Source organism: Amycolatopsis sp. NPDC005003, from assembly GCF_053600695.1.
Map to the genome: position 1 here is coordinate 145,272 of NZ_JBSGAI010000015.1, position 16,533 is coordinate 161,804.

16 protein-coding genes are annotated in these 16,533 nt (G+C 71.5%); 12 read left to right on the top strand and 4 right to left on the bottom strand.

Annotated elements, in window-relative coordinates; all coding sequences use genetic code 11:
- Positions 1 to 61 precede the first annotated feature (61 nt).
- On the top strand, positions 62 to 664 hold the full coding sequence (locus ACWED2_RS19610; protein WP_449691901.1) for a L,D-transpeptidase: 603 nt from the start codon (positions 62 to 64) through the stop codon (positions 662 to 664).
- A gap of 6 nt (positions 665 to 670) precedes the next feature.
- On the opposite strand, the gene ACWED2_RS19615 is transcribed toward ACWED2_RS19610, so the two are convergent.
- Positions 671 to 2,194: a 3-hydroxyacyl-CoA dehydrogenase gene (locus ACWED2_RS19615; RefSeq protein WP_449691902.1), complete on the bottom strand. Its 1,524-nt coding sequence runs from the start codon at positions 2,192 to 2,194 to the stop codon at positions 671 to 673.
- A gap of 37 nt (positions 2,195 to 2,231) precedes the next feature.
- Positions 2,232 to 2,903, bottom strand: coding sequence for a TetR/AcrR family transcriptional regulator (locus ACWED2_RS19620; protein WP_449691903.1), 672 nt, complete (start codon positions 2,901 to 2,903; stop codon positions 2,232 to 2,234).
- A 125-nt stretch (positions 2,904 to 3,028) separates the two neighbouring features.
- On the opposite strand from ACWED2_RS19620, the gene ACWED2_RS19625 reads away from it, so the two are divergent.
- A complete protein-coding gene (locus tag ACWED2_RS19625; protein ID WP_449691904.1) occupies positions 3,029 to 3,475 on the top strand; it encodes a nitroreductase family deazaflavin-dependent oxidoreductase in 447 nt (148 codons plus the stop codon).
- Between the two features lie 106 nt (positions 3,476 to 3,581).
- Here the strand turns inward: ACWED2_RS19625 and ACWED2_RS19630 are convergent, their stop codons facing one another.
- Positions 3,582 to 3,767, bottom strand: a complete 186-nt coding sequence (locus tag ACWED2_RS19630) for a hypothetical protein (RefSeq protein WP_449691905.1) — start codon at positions 3,765 to 3,767, stop codon at positions 3,582 to 3,584.
- A 153-nt stretch (positions 3,768 to 3,920) separates the two neighbouring features.
- Positions 3,921 to 4,532 carry a hypothetical protein gene (locus tag ACWED2_RS19635; protein WP_449691906.1) on the bottom strand — a complete coding sequence of 204 codons (612 nt, stop codon included), beginning with the start codon at positions 4,530 to 4,532 and terminating at the stop codon, positions 3,921 to 3,923.
- 168 nt (positions 4,533 to 4,700) lie between these two features.
- Between ACWED2_RS19635 and ACWED2_RS19640 the strand changes: the two genes are divergently transcribed.
- The 10 genes from ACWED2_RS19640 to ACWED2_RS19685 all read left to right on the top strand — a co-directional run bounded on the left by ACWED2_RS19640 (position 4,701) and on the right by ACWED2_RS19685 (position 16,518).
- Entirely contained in the window at positions 4,701 to 5,450 is a 750-nt protein-coding gene (locus tag ACWED2_RS19640; RefSeq protein WP_043776006.1) for a response regulator transcription factor, read from the top strand.
- A complete protein-coding gene (locus tag ACWED2_RS19645; RefSeq protein ID WP_449691907.1) occupies positions 5,428 to 6,936 on the top strand; it encodes a sensor histidine kinase in 1,509 nt (502 codons plus the stop codon). The genes ACWED2_RS19640 and ACWED2_RS19645 overlap by 23 nt, the downstream gene beginning before the upstream one ends.
- A gap of 81 nt (positions 6,937 to 7,017) precedes the next feature.
- Positions 7,018 to 8,904, top strand: coding sequence for a glycosyltransferase family 39 protein (locus ACWED2_RS19650; protein ID WP_449691908.1), 1,887 nt, complete (start codon positions 7,018 to 7,020; stop codon positions 8,902 to 8,904).
- A 662-nt stretch (positions 8,905 to 9,566) separates the two neighbouring features.
- On the top strand, positions 9,567 to 10,580 hold the full coding sequence (locus ACWED2_RS19655; protein WP_449691909.1) for an ABC transporter substrate-binding protein: 1,014 nt from the start codon (positions 9,567 to 9,569) through the stop codon (positions 10,578 to 10,580).
- Complete coding sequence (locus tag ACWED2_RS19660; protein WP_449691910.1) at positions 10,577 to 11,527, top strand: ABC transporter permease; 951 nt, start codon at positions 10,577 to 10,579, stop codon at positions 11,525 to 11,527. Before ACWED2_RS19655 ends, ACWED2_RS19660 begins: the two co-directional genes overlap by 4 nt.
- Positions 11,524 to 12,312, top strand: a complete 789-nt coding sequence (locus ACWED2_RS19665) for an ABC transporter ATP-binding protein (protein WP_449691911.1) — start codon at positions 11,524 to 11,526, stop codon at positions 12,310 to 12,312. Before ACWED2_RS19660 ends, ACWED2_RS19665 begins: the two co-directional genes overlap by 4 nt.
- 25 nt (positions 12,313 to 12,337) lie before the next feature.
- Positions 12,338 to 15,154 (top strand): nitrate- and nitrite sensing domain-containing protein, encoded by a 2,817-nt coding sequence (locus ACWED2_RS19670; RefSeq protein WP_449691912.1) that lies wholly within the window; start codon positions 12,338 to 12,340, stop codon positions 15,152 to 15,154.
- Positions 15,151 to 15,585, top strand: a complete 435-nt coding sequence (locus ACWED2_RS19675; protein WP_003061341.1) for a roadblock/LC7 domain-containing protein — start codon at positions 15,151 to 15,153, stop codon at positions 15,583 to 15,585. The genes ACWED2_RS19670 and ACWED2_RS19675 overlap by 4 nt, the downstream gene beginning before the upstream one ends.
- A gap of 8 nt (positions 15,586 to 15,593) precedes the next feature.
- Complete coding sequence (locus ACWED2_RS19680; RefSeq protein WP_449691913.1) at positions 15,594 to 15,941, top strand: DUF742 domain-containing protein; 348 nt, start codon at positions 15,594 to 15,596, stop codon at positions 15,939 to 15,941.
- Positions 15,919 to 16,518 (top strand): GTP-binding protein, encoded by a 600-nt coding sequence (locus ACWED2_RS19685; RefSeq protein WP_449691914.1) that lies wholly within the window; start codon positions 15,919 to 15,921, stop codon positions 16,516 to 16,518. The genes ACWED2_RS19680 and ACWED2_RS19685 overlap by 23 nt, the downstream gene beginning before the upstream one ends.
- Positions 16,519 to 16,533 lie beyond the last annotated feature (15 nt).

The following is a 16,533-nucleotide window of genomic DNA, read 5'->3' on the forward strand; positions in this document are numbered from 1 at the left end:
CGGCCACCACCGCACGTCTTGGGTGGCAGAAAGCAGGAACCACGAACTTCTGGGGGACCACATGCGCGTGCGGCGCGTTCTGGCTGCTCTGTCCACTTTGGCGGCGGCGGCCGTGCTGACCGCCTGCTCGGCGGGCGGGACGGCGGACGTCCGGCTGGCGGCCGGCACGCCGTCGTCGCCCCCGTCGACGTCCGCCCCGTCGGCTCCGGCTCCGGAGACGACCTCGGCTCCGGTCACGACCAAGAGCGCGCCGGCCACGACCAAGACGGCGCCGGCCAAGACGACTCCGGCGAAGCCCGTGATGGCGGCGGGGGTTCCGTGCAAGATCACCGCGAAGGCCTGTGTGTCCCTTTCGGGCAAGCAGGCTTGGCTGCTCGACGAAGGCAAGATCGTGTACGGCCCGGTGAAGATGTTGCCGGGCAAGAAGGAAGAGCCGACTCCGGTGGGCACCTTTCAGGTGCAGTACAAGGAAAAGATGCACCTCAGCACCGAGTTCGACGGTGCGCCGATGCCGAACTCGGTCTTCTTCGCCCCCGGCGGCATCGCGTTCCACGAGGGCAGCCTCGGCAGGTACTCGGCCGGCTGCGTGCACCTCTCGAACGCGGCGTCGCTGAAGTTCTTCAACACCCTGGACAAGGGCGACGAAGTCCAGGTCGTCCGTTAGGTCCTCTCAGGACGTTCGCAGGTCGGCCGGGGTCGTCCCGGCCGACGTCAACGGCAGGCCGAGCGCGACGCGCTCGGTGAGCCACGGGCTCGGCCGGTAGCGGGGGTCGCCGGTGGCCGCGGTGAGGCCGTGCAGGATGCGCAGCACCACGTCGCCGCCGACGAGGTCACCCCACGCCAGCGGGCCGCGCGGGTAGCCGAGGCCGAGGCGGACAGCCGTGTCGATGTCCGGCGGGGTGGCCAGGTGCTGGCCCGCGATGAAGCAGGCCGTGTTGACGATCGACGCCAGCAGGCGCTGCGCGATCGGGGCGGGCCCGTCGCGGACGACCGTCACCGGGCGGCCGGTCGCGGCCAGCGCGCCCCACGCGGCGCGGCCCGCCGCCGGGTCGAGTCCCGGGTGGACGGACATCGTCAGCCGGCGTTCGTAACCGCCCAGCGGATCGACGCCGGCGACGCGGTCCAGCGGCAGCCCGGCCCGGGTCGCGGCGTCCACTGTGGATTCGCCGTAGAGCGGCACGAGCAGGATCGCGTCCGGGTAGGCGTCGGACACCACCTGCACGCCCGCCGACGACAGCGCGCGGGCGAGGTGGTCGTCCGCGGTGAACACCGGGCTCGACGGCTTCGGCGGGGCGGCGGGCTCGTCGGCGACCTGCTGCTTGCCGTCGGCGTAGGAGTAGAAGCCTTCGCCGTTCTTGCGCCCGAACAACCCGGCGGCCACGCGCGGGCGGGTCAGCCACGACGGCCGCAGCCGCGGGTCGCCGTGGAAGCCGCTCCAGATGCTTTCCAGGACAGCGTGCGAGACGTCGAGGCCGGTGAGGTCGAGCAGCTCGAACGGGCCGAGCTTGAGGCCGAGGACGTCCCGGGCGATGCGGTCGACGTCGGCGGGCTCGGCCAGCGCCTCGGCGAGGATCTGCAGCGCCTCGGTGTTCAGGCCGCGGCCGGCGTGGTTGACCAGGAAGCCGGGGGCGTCCTTCGCCAGCACCGGCTCGTGGCCCCAGCTCTTGACCAGCTCGAGCGCCTGGCCGGGGAGCCAGTCGTGCGTGCGCGCGCCCGGGACCACCTCGACCAGCCGCATCAGCGGCACCGGGTTGAAGAAGTGCAGGCCGACGAGCCGGCCGGGGTCGGCCAGCTCGGCGGCGATCTCGGTGACCGACAGCGAGCTCGTGTTCGTCGCGAAGACCGTCTCCTGTGGACAGACCCGCTCGAGGCCGGCGAACAGGGCGCGTTTCGTCGCGAGGTCCTCCCGGACGGCTTCGACCACGAGGTCGACCCCGTCCGCGGGCGCGTCCGGGGCCGCCACGGCGACCAGCCGGTCCTTCACCGCCTGCGGGTCACCGGTGAGTTTGCCCTTGGCGGCGAGCTTGTCGATCATCCCGCCGACGTACTCGATCGCCTCGGTGACGGCTTCGCGCCGGACGTCCGCGAGCTCGACGGTCACCCCCGCGGTCGCGGCCAGCTGGACGATCCCGCGGCCCATCACCCCGGTGCCGATCACCCGGATCCTGCCGACCTTCCCGGCCCACCCCGTCACGTCGTGCCCGCCTTCCGCCGTTGGACTCCCGCTCAGCCTAGAGGCCGACGAACTCCGCCATCCGCCTCGCCGAGTGGGCGAAGAACGCGTCGGCCGGGTCGACGCTGCCGACGTACTGCCCGAACAGCTCGAAGCTGATCGCGCCGAACAGCTGGGTCCACGCCATGAGCAGCCGGGCCACGGTTTCGGGGCCCGCGATGATCCCGAGGAGCTTCGTGAGCGTCTCGGCCTGGGCGCGCAGCTCGGGCGGGACTTCGCCGTCGACCGCCCGCAGCTCGGTGTGGGTGAGGACCTTGACCAGGGCGAGCGCGACGCGGGAGGCGGGCACGACGGTGTCCTGCGGCGCCGCGTACCCGGGGATCGGCGAGCCGTAGATCAGCGCGTACTCGTGGGGGTGCGCGCGGGCCCAGTCGCGGGTGCCCTGCCAGATCGCCAGCCATCGGTCGCGCAGGTCGCCGGTGCCCGGATCCGCGGTCTCGGCCGCTTCGCCGATGGCGTTGTAGGCGTCGACGATCAGGTCGGTGAGCAGCCGGTCGCGGCTCGGGAAGTACCGGTAGATCGCGGACGACACCATGCCCAGCTCCCGGGCCACCGCGCGCAGCGAGAGCCCGTGTGCGCCGACCTCGGCGAGCTGGCGGCGGGCTTCGTCCTTGATCTCCTGGGTCAGTTCGGCGCGGGCACGGTCGCGTGCGGTGCGGGTGGCGGTCATGAGATCAGTGTGCCATGACTGGAGCGGTGCACAAAATAGAGAGCACTGCTCTTGACGGCGTGCACCGCTCTGGTGTTCACTGCTCTTAACCGAGAGCACTGCTCTCCCGAGCTTCGGAGGACACCATGAGCGACACCCGCTACATCAAGCCCCGCAAGTCCACCAGCGTCTTCAACGAGGTGGTCGCGAAGCTGACGAACCTGGGCGTGAGCGTCTGGGGCAGCCGGGTGCTGACCGTCGTCGGCCGCAAGAGCGGCGAGCCCCGCTCGGTGCCGGTGAACCTGCTGACCGTCGACGGCGTCCGCTACCTCGTCGCCCCGCGCGGCGAGACGCAGTGGGTGCGCAACCTGCGGGCGGCCGGCCAGGGCACGCTGCGGGTCGGGCGCCGCGTCGAGACGTTCACCTTCCGCGAGCTGGCCCACGACGAAAAGCCGGGCATCCTGCGCGCCTACCTCAAGCGCTGGAAGTTCGAGGTCGGCGTGTTCTTCGACGGCGTCGACGCCAAGGCCTCGGACGAGAAGCTGCGCGAGATCGCGCCGGGCTACCCGATCTTCGAGATCTTCACGAAGTAGATTTGCGCTTTTCGGGGGGTCCGGGTGGCGGAGCCCCCGGCCCGGGGCGGAGCCCCGGTTGTCGTTCGCGCTTTTCGGGGGGTCCGGGTGGCGGAGCCCCCGGCCGTCACCGCCGCTTCAGGTTGGCCGCGGCCAGCACCACGCCGGCCAGGAACGCGGCGAGCCCGATGAGGAACCACAGCTTCTGCCCGGTCATGAAGCTGCCGGTGATGACGCCGATGCCCTGCAGCACCCAGACGGCGCCGACGAGCACGAGCACGACTCCGACCGCCAGGGTGATCCACTGCCTCATCGGCCCAGCTTAGGCGGACCGCTCGGCCGGCACGAACTCGTGGCGGGGCCTCCTGGGCGATCCGGCGGAGGCCGGGGAACGAGAACGCCCCGATGCGGCGTGAGGGGGTGCGCGGCACCGGGGCGTTCCCTGCTCGAGGGGACGGCGCTCGGGTCAGTTCGTCGGGCGGGCGGGGTAGCTGCCGCCGCGGCGCTGGCCCGGCTGGCGCTGGCCCGGCTCGAAGCCCTTGCCCAGCGAGGTCGCCGTGGCGGCCTGGCCGTCGACCTTGGCCACCACCGTCACGTTCGTGTCGCCCGTCTTCACGTCGCCGGTCTTCTGGGTCGACGAGTCGAGCGTGTACGTCTGCTTGTAGCCGTCCTTGCTGGTCAGCGTCACCGACGTCGCGCTCAGCTCGGTCACGTCGCCCGTCTGCAGGCGTTCGGTCGTGTAGCCGCCGTTGCCGTCCGACACCACGAAGTCGCCGTGGAGGGCGTCGCGCAACGCCGCCATTCCGCCGCCGAAGCCACCGCCCGGCCCTTGGCCGCGGAACTGGCCGCCGCCGGGGCCGCCCGGGCCGCCGAAGCCGCCGGGGCCCTGGGCCGAGTTGTTGTCGGCGCTGCTGGTGCCCGCCCAGATCGCCGCGCCGCCGCCCGCCGCGATCACCACGGCGATGCCGGCCGCGATCGCCGTCTTCTTGCCGGACCAGCCCTTCTTCGGCGCGGCCGGGGCGGGGTCGCCCCAGTTGGCGCCCTCGGGCTGGGTGTTCGGCATCGGCTCGGTCGTCATCGTGTCCTCCGGTGGGGCCCACACTGGTCCAGCTCAGGTTCGCCGCCGCGGCTGTGTGTGCGCTGTGCAGAACGTCAGTTAGCGCTGTGCCTCGATCGCGCGAACCTTCACAGCAAATGCACAGCGATCACACAGCGACCACCGACGCCGGGCCGGGAAGGTGGCACTATGACCGCTATGAACGCCACGTCACCGGGCCCTGGCAAGGCCGACCTGCGCCGCGCCGACGGGAGCCCGGTCCGGGTCCTCGTCGTCGACGACGAGGCGACGCTGGCCGAGCTCGTGTCGATGGCCCTGCGGATGGAGGGCTGGGAGGTGCGCAGCGCGGGCGACGGCACCGAGGCCGTCCGGATCGCGCGCGACTTCCGCCCCGACGCCGTCGTCCTCGACGTCATGCTCCCCGACTTCAGCGGGCTGGAGGTGCTGCGCCGGATGCGGTCCGAGGCGCCGCACCTGCCGGTGCTGTTCCTGACGGCGAAGGACGCGGTCGAAGACCGCATCGCCGGGCTCACCGCGGGCGGCGACGACTACGTCACCAAGCCGTTCAGCCTCGAAGAGGTGGCGCTGCGCCTGCGCGCGCTGCTGCGCCGGGCCGGCGGGGTGACCGGCGCGAGCGGGTCGACGCTGGTCGTCGGCGACCTCACCCTCGACGAGGACAGCCGCGAGGTGCACCGCGGCGGCGACCTCGTGCCGCTCACCGCGACCGAGTTCGAGCTGCTGCGCTACCTCATGCGCAACCCGAAGCGGGTGCTGTCGAAGGCCCAGATCCTGGACCGCGTGTGGAGCTACGACTTCGGCGGCCAGGCCAACATCGTCGAGCTCTACATCTCCTACCTGCGCAAGAAGATCGACGCCGACCGCGAGCCGATGATCCACACCATGCGGGGCGCCGGGTATGTCCTCAAGCCCGCAGGCTGAACCGAAGCGCGCCCGCCGGCCGTGGTCGCTGCGACGACGGCTGATCGTCCAGCTCGCCGCGCTGCTCGCCCTGGTGTGCGTGGTCGTCGGCGTGGTGACGGAGTTCGCGCTGAGCGAGTTCCTCGTCGGCCAGCAGGACAAGCGGCTGGCCGCGGCGAGCGACCGCGCGTCGCACGTCGGCGAACGGCCGCCGCCATGGCCCTACGGCGAAGCGCCGCCGCCGGATCCGCTGCGCGTGCTCGGCCAGGGCGACGGCACGCTCGCCGTGGTCCAGATCGGCTCGAAGGCGCAGGCGGCCGTCCTCGATTCCAGCGTGTACACGCCGTCGAAGCGAAAGGCGGGGTACCGGCACATCACCACGGACCAGACGTTGACGCTGCTGGGCATGCCGTCGGACGGGAAGCCGCGCAGCGTCGACCTCGGCGGCAACCTCGGCGAGTACCGCGTCGTCTCGACGACGGCGCCCCGCGGGGAAAAGACGGTCATCGGCCTGCCGCTGAAGGACGTCAACGAGACGCTCTGGCAGCTCGGGTTCATCCTCGGCGGCGTCGCGCTCGCCGGGATCGTGGTGGCGGGCGCGGTCGGCGCGGCGACGATCCGGCGCACGATGCAGCCGCTCGACCGGCTGGCCGCGACCGCGACGCGCGTCTCGGAGCTGCCGCTGGACCGCGGTGAGGTCGCGCTGTCCGAGCGCGTCCCCGAGGCCGACACCGACCCGAACACCGAGGTGGGCAAGGTCGGCTCGGCGCTGAACCGGATGCTGCAGCACGTCGCGAACGCGCTGTCCGCCCGGCACGCGAGCGAGAACCGCGTCCGCCAGTTCGTCGCGGACGCCAGCCACGAGCTGCGCACCCCGCTGGCGGCGATCCGCGGCTACGCCGAGCTGACCCGCCGCGGCGGTGAGCAGGTGCCCCCGGACGTCGCGTTCGCGATGAGCCGCGTCGAGTCCGAGTCGCGCCGGATGACGACGCTGGTGGAGGACCTGCTGCTGCTCGCCCGCCTGGATTCCGGGCGGCCGGTGGTGCCCGAATGGGTGGACCTGTGCCGGCTGGTGGCCGACGCGGTCGCGGACGCGCACGTGGCGGGCCCGGACCACAAGTGGCTGATGGACGTCCCGGGCGAGCCGATCGGCGTCCTCGGCGACGCCGGCCAGCTGCACCAGGTGGTGATCAACGTGCTCGCCAACGCCCGCACGCACACCCCACCGGGCACCACGGTGACGACCGCATTGTCCACTTCGGACGGAATCGTCCGGCTCCGGGTCGCCGACGACGGCCCGGGAATCCCGCCGGAGATCCTCCCGGACATCTTCGAGCGCTTCGCCCGCGGCGACAATTCCCGCTCCCGTGCGGCCGGGAGCACGGGCCTGGGGCTGGCGATCGTGGCGGCCGTGGTGGCCGCGCACGGCGGCCGGGTCGGGGTGCAGAGCCGGCCAGGGCGGACGGAGTTCGAGATCACGTTCCCGGAGGCGCCGGCGCCGCGGTGATCACCCGTCCGGGGCCGATGCACAGCTGACGCACAGCTTCGCCACAAGTTCACCACATGCGCCGCCGACACGGTGACCGTCATGACGACCACGCTGACGGCGCCCGCGCACGCCCAGCCCCAGCCGCCCGCCCGCGTCCGGGAACCCCGGTGGGTCAAGCCTTCCGTGGCCGCCCTGCTGCTCGGGACCGGCCTGCTCTACCTGTGGGACCTGGCGAAAACCGGCTGGGGCAACGACTTCTACGCGATGGCCGTGCAGGCCGGGACGTGGAGCTGGAAGGCGCTGTTCTTCGGCTCGCTCGATCCGGGCAACGTCGTCACCGTCGACAAACCGCCGTTTTCGCTGTGGATCATGGGGTTGTCCGGTCGGCTCTTCGGTTTCTCCAGCTGGAGCCTGCTCGTGCCGGACGCGCTCGCCGGGGTGGCGTCCGTCGGCCTGCTCTACCTGGCCGTGCGGCGGCTTTCGGGGCCCGGTGCCGGGTTGCTGGCCGGGGCCGGGCTCGCGCTGACGCCGGTCGCCGCGCTGATGTTCCGCTACGACAACCCCGATGCCTTCCTCGTCCTGCTCCTCGTCGCGGGCGGCTACTGCGTGGTGCGGGCGCTGGAGCACGCCAGCACGAAGTGGCTGGTGCTCGCCGGGGTCGCGATCGGGTTCGGGTTCCTCGACAAGATGCTGCAGGCCTTCCTCGTGCTGCCCGCGTTCGTGCTGGTCTACGCCGTCGCGGCCCCGACGTCGCCCGGCCGCCGGATCGGCCAGTTGTGCGCCGCGGCCGGCGCGGTGGTCGTCTCCGCCGGGTGGTGGATCGCGGCCGTCGCACTCTGGCCCGTCGCGGACCGGCCCTACATCAGCGGCTCGACCGACAACACCGTGCTCGAACTGGCCTTCGGCTACAACGGCCTCGGCCGGATCTTCGGCGAAGGCCGCGGCGGAGGCGGGGGCGGCCGGACGTTCACCCCGCCCGCCGGGGTGGAGCTGCCCGCGGGCGGCCGGGGCGGCTTCGGCGGCCAGGCCGGCCTTACGCGGCTCTTCTCCGGCGAGTTCGGCGGCGAAGCGTCGTGGCTGCTGCCGGCCGCGGTCATCGGGCTGGTCGCCGGCCTGTGGTTCACGCGCCGGGCGCCCCGCACCGACCGCACGCGGGCGGCATTGCTGCTGTGGGGCGGCTGGCTGGTGGTCTCGGCGCTGGTGTTCAGCTACATGAGCGGCATCATCCACCCGTACTACACGGTCGCGCTGGCCCCGGGGATCGCCGCGACGCCGGCGGTCTCCGCGCGCGAGCTCTGGCGCGGCCGGGGGAACTTCGCGGCGCGCGCGGTGCTCGCCGTGATGCTCGCGGTGACGGCGGTCTGGGCCTTCGTCCTCCTGGCCCGGACGCCGGAGTGGCAGCCGTGGGTCCGCTACGCGCTCCTGGTCTCCGGCGCCGCCGCGGTCGCGGGGCTGCTCTTCGGCGCCGACCGGGTCCGGCGGCTCGGCCCGGTCGTGGCCGTGGTCGGCCTCTGCGGCGCGCTGCTCGGGACGACGTCCTTCACGCTGGCCACGGCCGCGACCGCGCATTCCGGCGGGACGCCGTCGTCCGGCCCGGCCGTCGCCAGTGGACGCGGCTTCGGCGGCCCGCGCGGCTTCGGGGTGCGGGAGGCCGACAGCGCGCTGATCGACCTGCTGAAGGGCACGACGACGAAGTGGGCCGCGGCGCAGAGCGGCGCGATGCAGTCGGCGGGCCTGGCGCTGGCGAGCGGACGGCCGGTGCTCGCGATCGGCGGCTTCAGCGGCAGCGACCCGGCGCCGACGCTGCAGCAGTTCCGGCAGTACGTCGCCGACGGCGACATCCACTACTACGTCGCCGGTGGCCGCGGCGGCTTCGGCGGCGGCCGCGGGACCGCCGGGGAGATCCAGGCCTGGGTCGAGCAGAACTTCGCCACGCGCACGGTCGGCGGCACGACCGTTTACGACCTGACTAAATCTATCGTTTGATCGAAATTCCGCGCCTGGGGTTGAATTGTTTCAAGCGTGTTAACAGTCCGAGAATCGTTCGGCGTAATCCGGACCGGTGCGGTATCGGCGGATGCGGACAGGTGTTCGAATTTCCGGAGCGTGGCCGGGTCATTCCAAACGACCGTTCGGATCCACTGTTTCGCTGTGCGTCACAAGATCGATACGCAACGAAGTTGTTGTAACGGCCAATCGCTTCGGCGCGTGCGCTTGCACGTGCTCCGTGCACACGCATGGCGCAATCTTGGCCGGGCGGCCGACAGAAACCCGTTTCAAGACGATCATGGAAGACCCCTATAGCACTGTCTGACCCAGGCAGAGGTCACTCTTTTGGCTGTAAAGAGCGGACGTTGTGGGGATCTTGTGCTAGTCGCTAGGCTCTCCGCCGGGAGAGGGACAGGGGTGGCTGATCCGGTGCGCTGAGTGCTGGGATTTCACTGGTAGTAGGCGCCTCCTGTCCGCCTTCTCTCACGATGACCCGATCAGGTGCGGCGGAAGTGAGCAGCGATGACCGTGCGCGGCAGCGCAGCTCGAACCGATCGACCTTCCCGTTATCAGCACCGTCACCACCCGTAGCCCCCGAGCGCCGCAATTCCCCCTTTCGGTACGCACCACTCCACTTCCCCCGCAACCTGGAGTTCGTTGTGATTTCCCGTCCTCGCCCCCGTCTGCTGACGGTGCTCCTGACTTTGCTGACCCTGGCCGGGGTCACCGCGCTCTCGGGGTGCAGCGACAGCTCCGCCTCCGGCAGCGGAAGCAAGATCACCATCGGGTTCAGCGCCTGGCCGGGCTGGTTCCCCTGGCAGGTGGCGCAGGAACAGGGCTTGTTCGCCAAGAACGGCGTCAACGTCGACCTCAAGTACTTCGACAACTACACCGACAGCATCAACGCCCTCTCCAGCGGGGCGATCGACGCCAACAGCCAGACCCTCAACGACACGCTGTCGTCGGTCTCCGGCGGCGCCAAGCTGTCGATCGTGCTGGTGAACGACAACTCCACCGGCAACGACAAGATCATCGCGCGGGACGGGATCACCAGCATCGCCGACCTCAAGGGCAAGAAGGTCGCCGTCGAGCAGGGCCTGGTCGACCACTACCTGCTGCTGCTGGCGCTGCAGTCGGCGAACCTGACCGAAAAGGACATCCAGCTCGTCAACCTCCCGACCGACGCCGCGGCCGCCGCGTTCAAGAGCGGCCAGGTCGACGCGGTCGCCGCGTTCGCGCCGTTCACCTCGACGGCGCTGGAGCGCCCGGGCAGCCGCGCGATCTCCTCGTCGGCGGAGTTCCCCGGCGCCATCCCGGACCACCTCGTCACGTCGCAGAAGCTGGTCAAGGATCACCCGAAGGACGTGCAGGCGCTGGTCAACACCTGGTTCGAGACGCTGACCTGGATCAAGAACAACAAGGACGCGGCCGTCAAGATCATGGCCAAGCGCGGTGGCGTGTCCGAAGCGGACTACAAGACCTACGACGCCGGCACCACGATCTTCACGCGGCAGCAGAACATCGACGCGTTCACGCCGGGCGTCACCGCGCAGCACCTCGACTTCCAGGCGAACAAGATCATCGACTTCATCGTCAGCACCGGGCTCGCCCAGCAGCGGCCGTCGCTCGACGGCCTGTTCGAAGACCAGTTCGTGAAGGCCGCGCCCCAGTGACCGGTCCCACCCAGCGCACCACCCCGGCGAGCACCGCCGAGGCGCAGGCCGCCGAGGCACAGGAAGCGGAGCAGCGGCTCGCCGAACAGCAGGAGGCAGGCCGGGCGGGCGGCGGACGGCCGAACTGGTCGCCGCTGCCCCGCCGGGCCGGGCTGAAGCCGTCCGCTTCGCCGCTGTTCTCCCTGCGCACCCCCATTTCCGCGGCGGCGCGCTGGACACTGGCGTCGCTGTCGTTCGCGATCCCGCTGCTCGCGTGGATCGCGCTGAGCGCCGGCGGGGCCGTCGACTCGACGTTCCTGCCGTCCCCGGTCGCGGTCCTCAAAGCCGGCGCCGACATGGCGGGTACCGGTGAGCTCTTCGACGACCTCGGAACGACCACCCTCCGGGTGCTCGAGGGCTTCGGCCTCGCCGTGCTCGTCTCGGTGCCGCTCGGCATCCTGATGGGCACCTTCACCGCCGGGCAGGCGTTCTTCGAGCCGCTGATCGGGCTGCTGCGCTACCTGCCGGCGAGCGCGTTCATCCCGCTGCTGATCATCTGGCTCGGCCTCGGCGAGCCGTCGAAGATCGCCATCCTCTTCATCGGCACGGTGTTCTTCAACACACTGATGACCGCCGACGTCGTCCGCGGCGTGCCGAACTCGCTCATCGACGTCTCCTACACACTCGGCGCGCGCCGCGGCGAGGTGCTGCGCAAGATCGTCGTGCCGCACTCGCTGCCGGGCATGATCGACGCGATCCGGGTCAACGCCGCCGCGGCGTGGAACTTCGTGGTCGTCGCCGAGCTGATCAACTCCTCGGCCGGCCTCGGCTACCGGATCGTCCGCGCGCAGCGGTTCCTGCAGACCGACAAGATCTTCGCGGTGCTCGTGGTCATCGGGATCGCCGGGCTCGGAATCGACGTCCTGCTGCGCCTGCTGCGCACGCGGGTCGGGAAGTGGGCGGCATGACGCTGGAACTGCGGAACGTCGCCAAGGACTACACCGTCCGCGGCAAGGTCACGCGCGCCCTCGACGGCGTCGACCTCGAAGTGCTGCGCGGCGAGTTCGTCTGCGTCGTCGGCGCGAGCGGCTCGGGCAAGTCGACGCTGCTTTCGCTGGTGGCCGGGCTCAGCCGGCCGACCGAAGGCGAGATCGCGCTCGACGGCGTGCCGGTGACCGGGCCCGGGCCCGACCGCGGGCTCGTCTTCCAGGCCGGCGCGCTCTACCCCTGGCGCAGTGTCGAGAAGAACGTCGCGTTCGGGCTCGAACTGCTCTCGCTCGACCCGGCCGAGCGCGCCGAGCGGGTGAACTGGTACCTCGCCGAGACCGGCCTCGACGGCGTGCGCAAGTCGCTGCCGAGGCAGCTTTCCGGCGGCCAGAAGCAGCGCGTCGCGATCGCCCGCGCGCTGGCGTGCGAGCCGGAAGTTCTGCTGCTGGACGAACCCTTCGGCGCCCTGGACGTCCAGACCAAAGAGGACATGCAGGTGCTGATCCGCCAGGTGTGGGCCGACACCGGCACCACGGTGCTGATGGTCACCCACGACGTCGAGGAAGCGGTGTTCCTGGGCGGCCGGGTGGTGGTGCTCGCCTCCGACCCGGGCCGGATCGCCGCCGACGTCGAGGTGGCGCTGCCCGCCGAGCGCGACTTGGCGGTGAAGCGCGAACCGCGGTTCCTCGCGCTGCGCGCCCGGATCGAGGACCTGGTCCGGGAGCAGCACCGGGGCCACGTGAGCCGGGTGGCCGCGGTCGAGTGAGAACGGAAGACGGGAAGGTCGCGGGATGAGACACGGCAGGCCGACCGCGAAACAGGCCGGCGGCGGTTTTCTCGCCCGGCTCGGGATTCGCGGCAAGCTGAACCTGCTGCTCCTGCCCCCGCTGGTCGCGGTGGTGCTGGTGTCGGTGCCGTTCGTGCTGACGCAGGCGAACAGCGCCGGTGCGGCGAGGCAGTCGGCCGCCGTGGCGCGGCACGCCCAGCAGCTCGGCGGGCTGATGTGGCAGCTGCAGCGCGAACGGCTGCTGACGGGCGCGTTCGTGGCGACGCCGTCGGCGAGTCCCGACCAGATGGTCCAGCAGCAGAAGGTGGTCGACCAGACGGTCGCGGACGTCCGCGGATCGCTGGGCGACGACGCGCCCGACGAGCTTTCCGCGGCGCTGACCCGGATCGGCTCGCTCGCCGAGCTGCGGCAGAACGCCGTCCGCCGCGGTGTCGCGCTCGACAGCGTCGCGCGTACCTACAACGCCGTGATCGACGCCGTGATCGACTCGCTGCGGCTGGTCCCGCAGCTCACCAGTGACGCCGAGGGCGCACGAGAGCTGACCGCGCTGGACGCGCTGCTGCGGGCGAACGAGGAGAACTCGCTGCGCGCGATGGCCCTCATCGTGACCGCGGTATCGCCGCAGGCCGGCCGGTCCATTTTGGACGACGCGACCCAGCAGGCGCCGATCTTCATCGACCGGTTCGTCAAGCAGGGCGACGACGGTGACGACGCCCAGCGCTCCGCCCAGGTCGTCCGGATCGAGCAGAGCGACGCCGGGCGGCGCGTCGACGAACTCGCCGCCGAGGTCGACAAGCCCCGCGACGCGGCGGCCACCACGAAGTACGTCGCGGACGTGCTCACCGCCGGGGACACCCACGCCGGCCAGCGGAGGCTCGTGCAGGAGCGGGCGATCAACGAGATCACCGACTCCGCGACCGAGCGCGCCGACAGCTCGACGCAGCTGGCCTGGGCGGTCGGCCTCGGCGCCGGCGCGCTGTTCCTGCTGGTCGCCTTCCTCGCCGTCGCGGTGTCCCGCTCGATCGCCGGCCCGCTGCGCCAGCTGACCACCGCGGCGACGTCGGTCGCCGACCTCGCCGGCACCGAGCTGGTCCGCGTGACCGACACCGAAGAGGCCGAGGAGCAGGTCCCGCGCCTGGCCACCATCGACGTCGTCTCCGAAGACGAGCTGGGCAAGCTGGCCGCCGCGTTCAACCGGGTCCAGACCACCGCGGCCGAGCTGGTCGAACGCCAGGCGCTCACCCGGCGCAACACGAGCCTGATGTTCGCGAACGTCGCGAAGCGCACGCAGAACCTCGTCGGCCGCCAGCTCGCCCTGATCGACGAGGTCGAGCGCAACGAGCAGGACACCCGGCTGCTGGCCAGCCTCTACCGGCTCGACCACCTCTCCACCCGCCTGCGCCGGAACGCCGACAACCTGCTCGTGGTGTCCGGCACCCGTGACGAAACCCGGATCGCCGGCCCGATCGAGCTGTCCACGGCGCTGCGCTCGGCGCTCGCCGAGATCGAGGACTACCAGCGCGTCAAGCTCGGGGTCGTCGCCGACATCCTGCTGTCGTCGGCCCTCGGCGCCGACCTGGTGCTCGTCTTCGCCGAGCTGCTGGAGAACGCGACGTCGTTCTCGCCACCGGGCTCGATGGTCGAGGTGGACACCATGCAGCTCGCCGACGGCGCCTGCCTGGTGAGCATCGTCGACCACGGCATCGGCATGACCGCGGAGAAGCTGGCCGAAGAAAACCAGCGGCTCGTCGAGCGCGAACGGCTGGAGCTCGCGCCGACCAGTGTGCTCGGCCTGTTCGTGGTCGGCCGCCTGGCGCGGCGCCACGAGCTGGGCGTCGAGCTGCTGGCGACGCCGACCACCGGCGGCGTGACCGCGCGGCTGAAAATCCCGGCGTCGCTGTTCACCCACCGCACCGAGCTGCGGCCGAAGTCCGAGCCGGCGCCGGTGATCCCGGCACAGGCCGCGCCGCCGATCGCGTCGTCGCCGCGGCACGCCGCGCCGGCCCCCCTGCCCCCTTCGTCCACTGTGGACGCCTTCCGGCCGCCGGCTTTCGAACCCGACCGGCCCGCCGAACTGCCGGCGCCGGCGATCCCGGCGCTGCTCGGCCACGGCAACGGCTTCCGCTGGTTCCGCGAACTGGAACCGGTGTGGCCGGACGCCGAGCCCGACGCCAAGCCCGCCGAAGAGCCGGAGGCGGCGGCCGCGGCGGTGCCGGAGCCGGAATCGGCGTCGTCGTCGGAGGAGTCCCGCGGCGGTCTGCGCCGGCGGGTCCGCGGCGCCCAGCTGCCCAGCCCAGGCACGTCCGCGTCGTCGGCCGACACCAAGCCGCGGCACGACCCGGAAGCGACCAAGGCCGCGATGGACGGCTTCGCCAGTGCCTTCGCGAAGGCCGCCGAAGCCGGCCCGCCGGCCACCGCCGCCTTCCCGAAGGCCGCCGAGGTCAGCGCGCTGACGGCCGACCTGCCGCCCGCGCCGCCCACCGTCGTGACCGAACCCGTGTCACCTCTCCCGGTCCGCGCCCCCGTTGGCGCCTCACCGGTGCCCACGGCCCCGTTCACGGCCGCCGCGCAGTCGCGCGACGGCCTGATGCGCCGTGTCCCCGGTGCCCAGCTCGCCCCGGGCCTGCGCAAGCAGTCCGCGGGGCGGCCGCTCGCCCGCGCCGTCGTCAACCGCACCAAGCGGGACCCGGCGGCCGAACGAGCGGCGTTCGACGCGTTCTCCGCCGGCCTCGCGAAGGCGGAGGACGTTACGGCAGACAGCCCGCCCCAAGGTGTGGTCGCCGGTCGTGTGATGGAACGAGGAGAAGAGAGCAGGAAATGAGCATCCCCGCACCTGGCGTCAGTGTTGAAGCCCAGAACTTCAACTGGCTGGTGAGCCGCTTCGCGCAGCACACCGCGGGCGCGATAGCCGCCATCGCGGTCTCGGCCGACGGCCTGCTGATCGCGATGTCGACGGAGCTCGAGCGCTCCAACGCCGACCGTCTCGCCGCGATCTCCTCCGCCATGCTCGGCCTCGCCCACGGCGTCTCCGAAAGCCACCCGCTCGGCTCGCCGGACAAGGTGATCATCGAGCTCGAGCACGGCTACCTGCTCGTCTGCACGATCAGCATCGGCTGCTCGCTGGGTGTGCTGGCCAACAAGCAGGCCAGCCTCGGCACGATCGCCTACGAGATGGCGATGTTCGCCAACCGCGCCACTGAAGTTCTTACGCCCGGGCTCATCGAGGAGCTTAAGAACACCGTCGGCAGCTAGGGGGAGTGATGACCGAGGAGCCTTCGCTGCTGCGGCCGTACCTGATGACCTCGGGGCGCGCCCAGCCGGTCGACCAGAGCCTCGAGATCGAGGCGCAGGTCATGACGTCCCGCCTCGGTGCAGCGTCGCACCCGAAGCTCACGTTCGAACGCCAGGAAATCGTTTCCCTCTGCCGGAACACGATGTCGGTCGCCGAGGTGGCCGCCATGCTCGGCCTCCACATCGGGGTGGCCAGGGTGCTGGTGGCCGACCTCGCCGAGCTGGGTTACGTCGTCGTCCGGCGCCCGGGCACCCACAACAAGCACGACCTCGGCATGATCGAAAGGGTCATTCGTGGACTCGAAGCCATTCACTGAACCGGGCGCCCGGCCGCCGGCCCCGGTCAAGATCGTCATCGCGGGCGGCTTCGGCGTCGGCAAGACGACGGCGGTGTCGTCCATCTCGGAGATCAAGCCCCTCACGACCGAGGCGGCGATCACCTCGGTCGCGGCCCAGGTGGACAGCACGGGACACGTCCCGGCCAAGACCACGACGACGGTGGCACTGGACTTCGGCTGCATCACGATCGACGACGAGGTCAAGCTGTACCTGTTCGGCACGCCGGGCCAGGACCGCTTCGGCTTCATGTGGCAGGACCTGGTCCACGGCGCACTGGGCGCGCTGGTGATCGTGGACACCCGCCGCATGGACGACTGCTACCCGGCCGTCGACTACTTCGAGAACGCGGGCCTGCCGTTCGTGGTGGCGGTGAACATGTTCGACGGATCACTGGGCCACAACCTCGAGGACGTGCGCTGGGCACTCGCGGTGAGCGAGGACGTCCCGCTGATCACGTTCGACGCGCGGCAGAAGCTTTCGGTGCGGGACGCGCTGCTGGCGGTGCTGCACAACACGTTCAAGCGGGCGCGGGCCCAGGCGGGCGCGGGCGCCTGACCGGGGCCCTGTGGG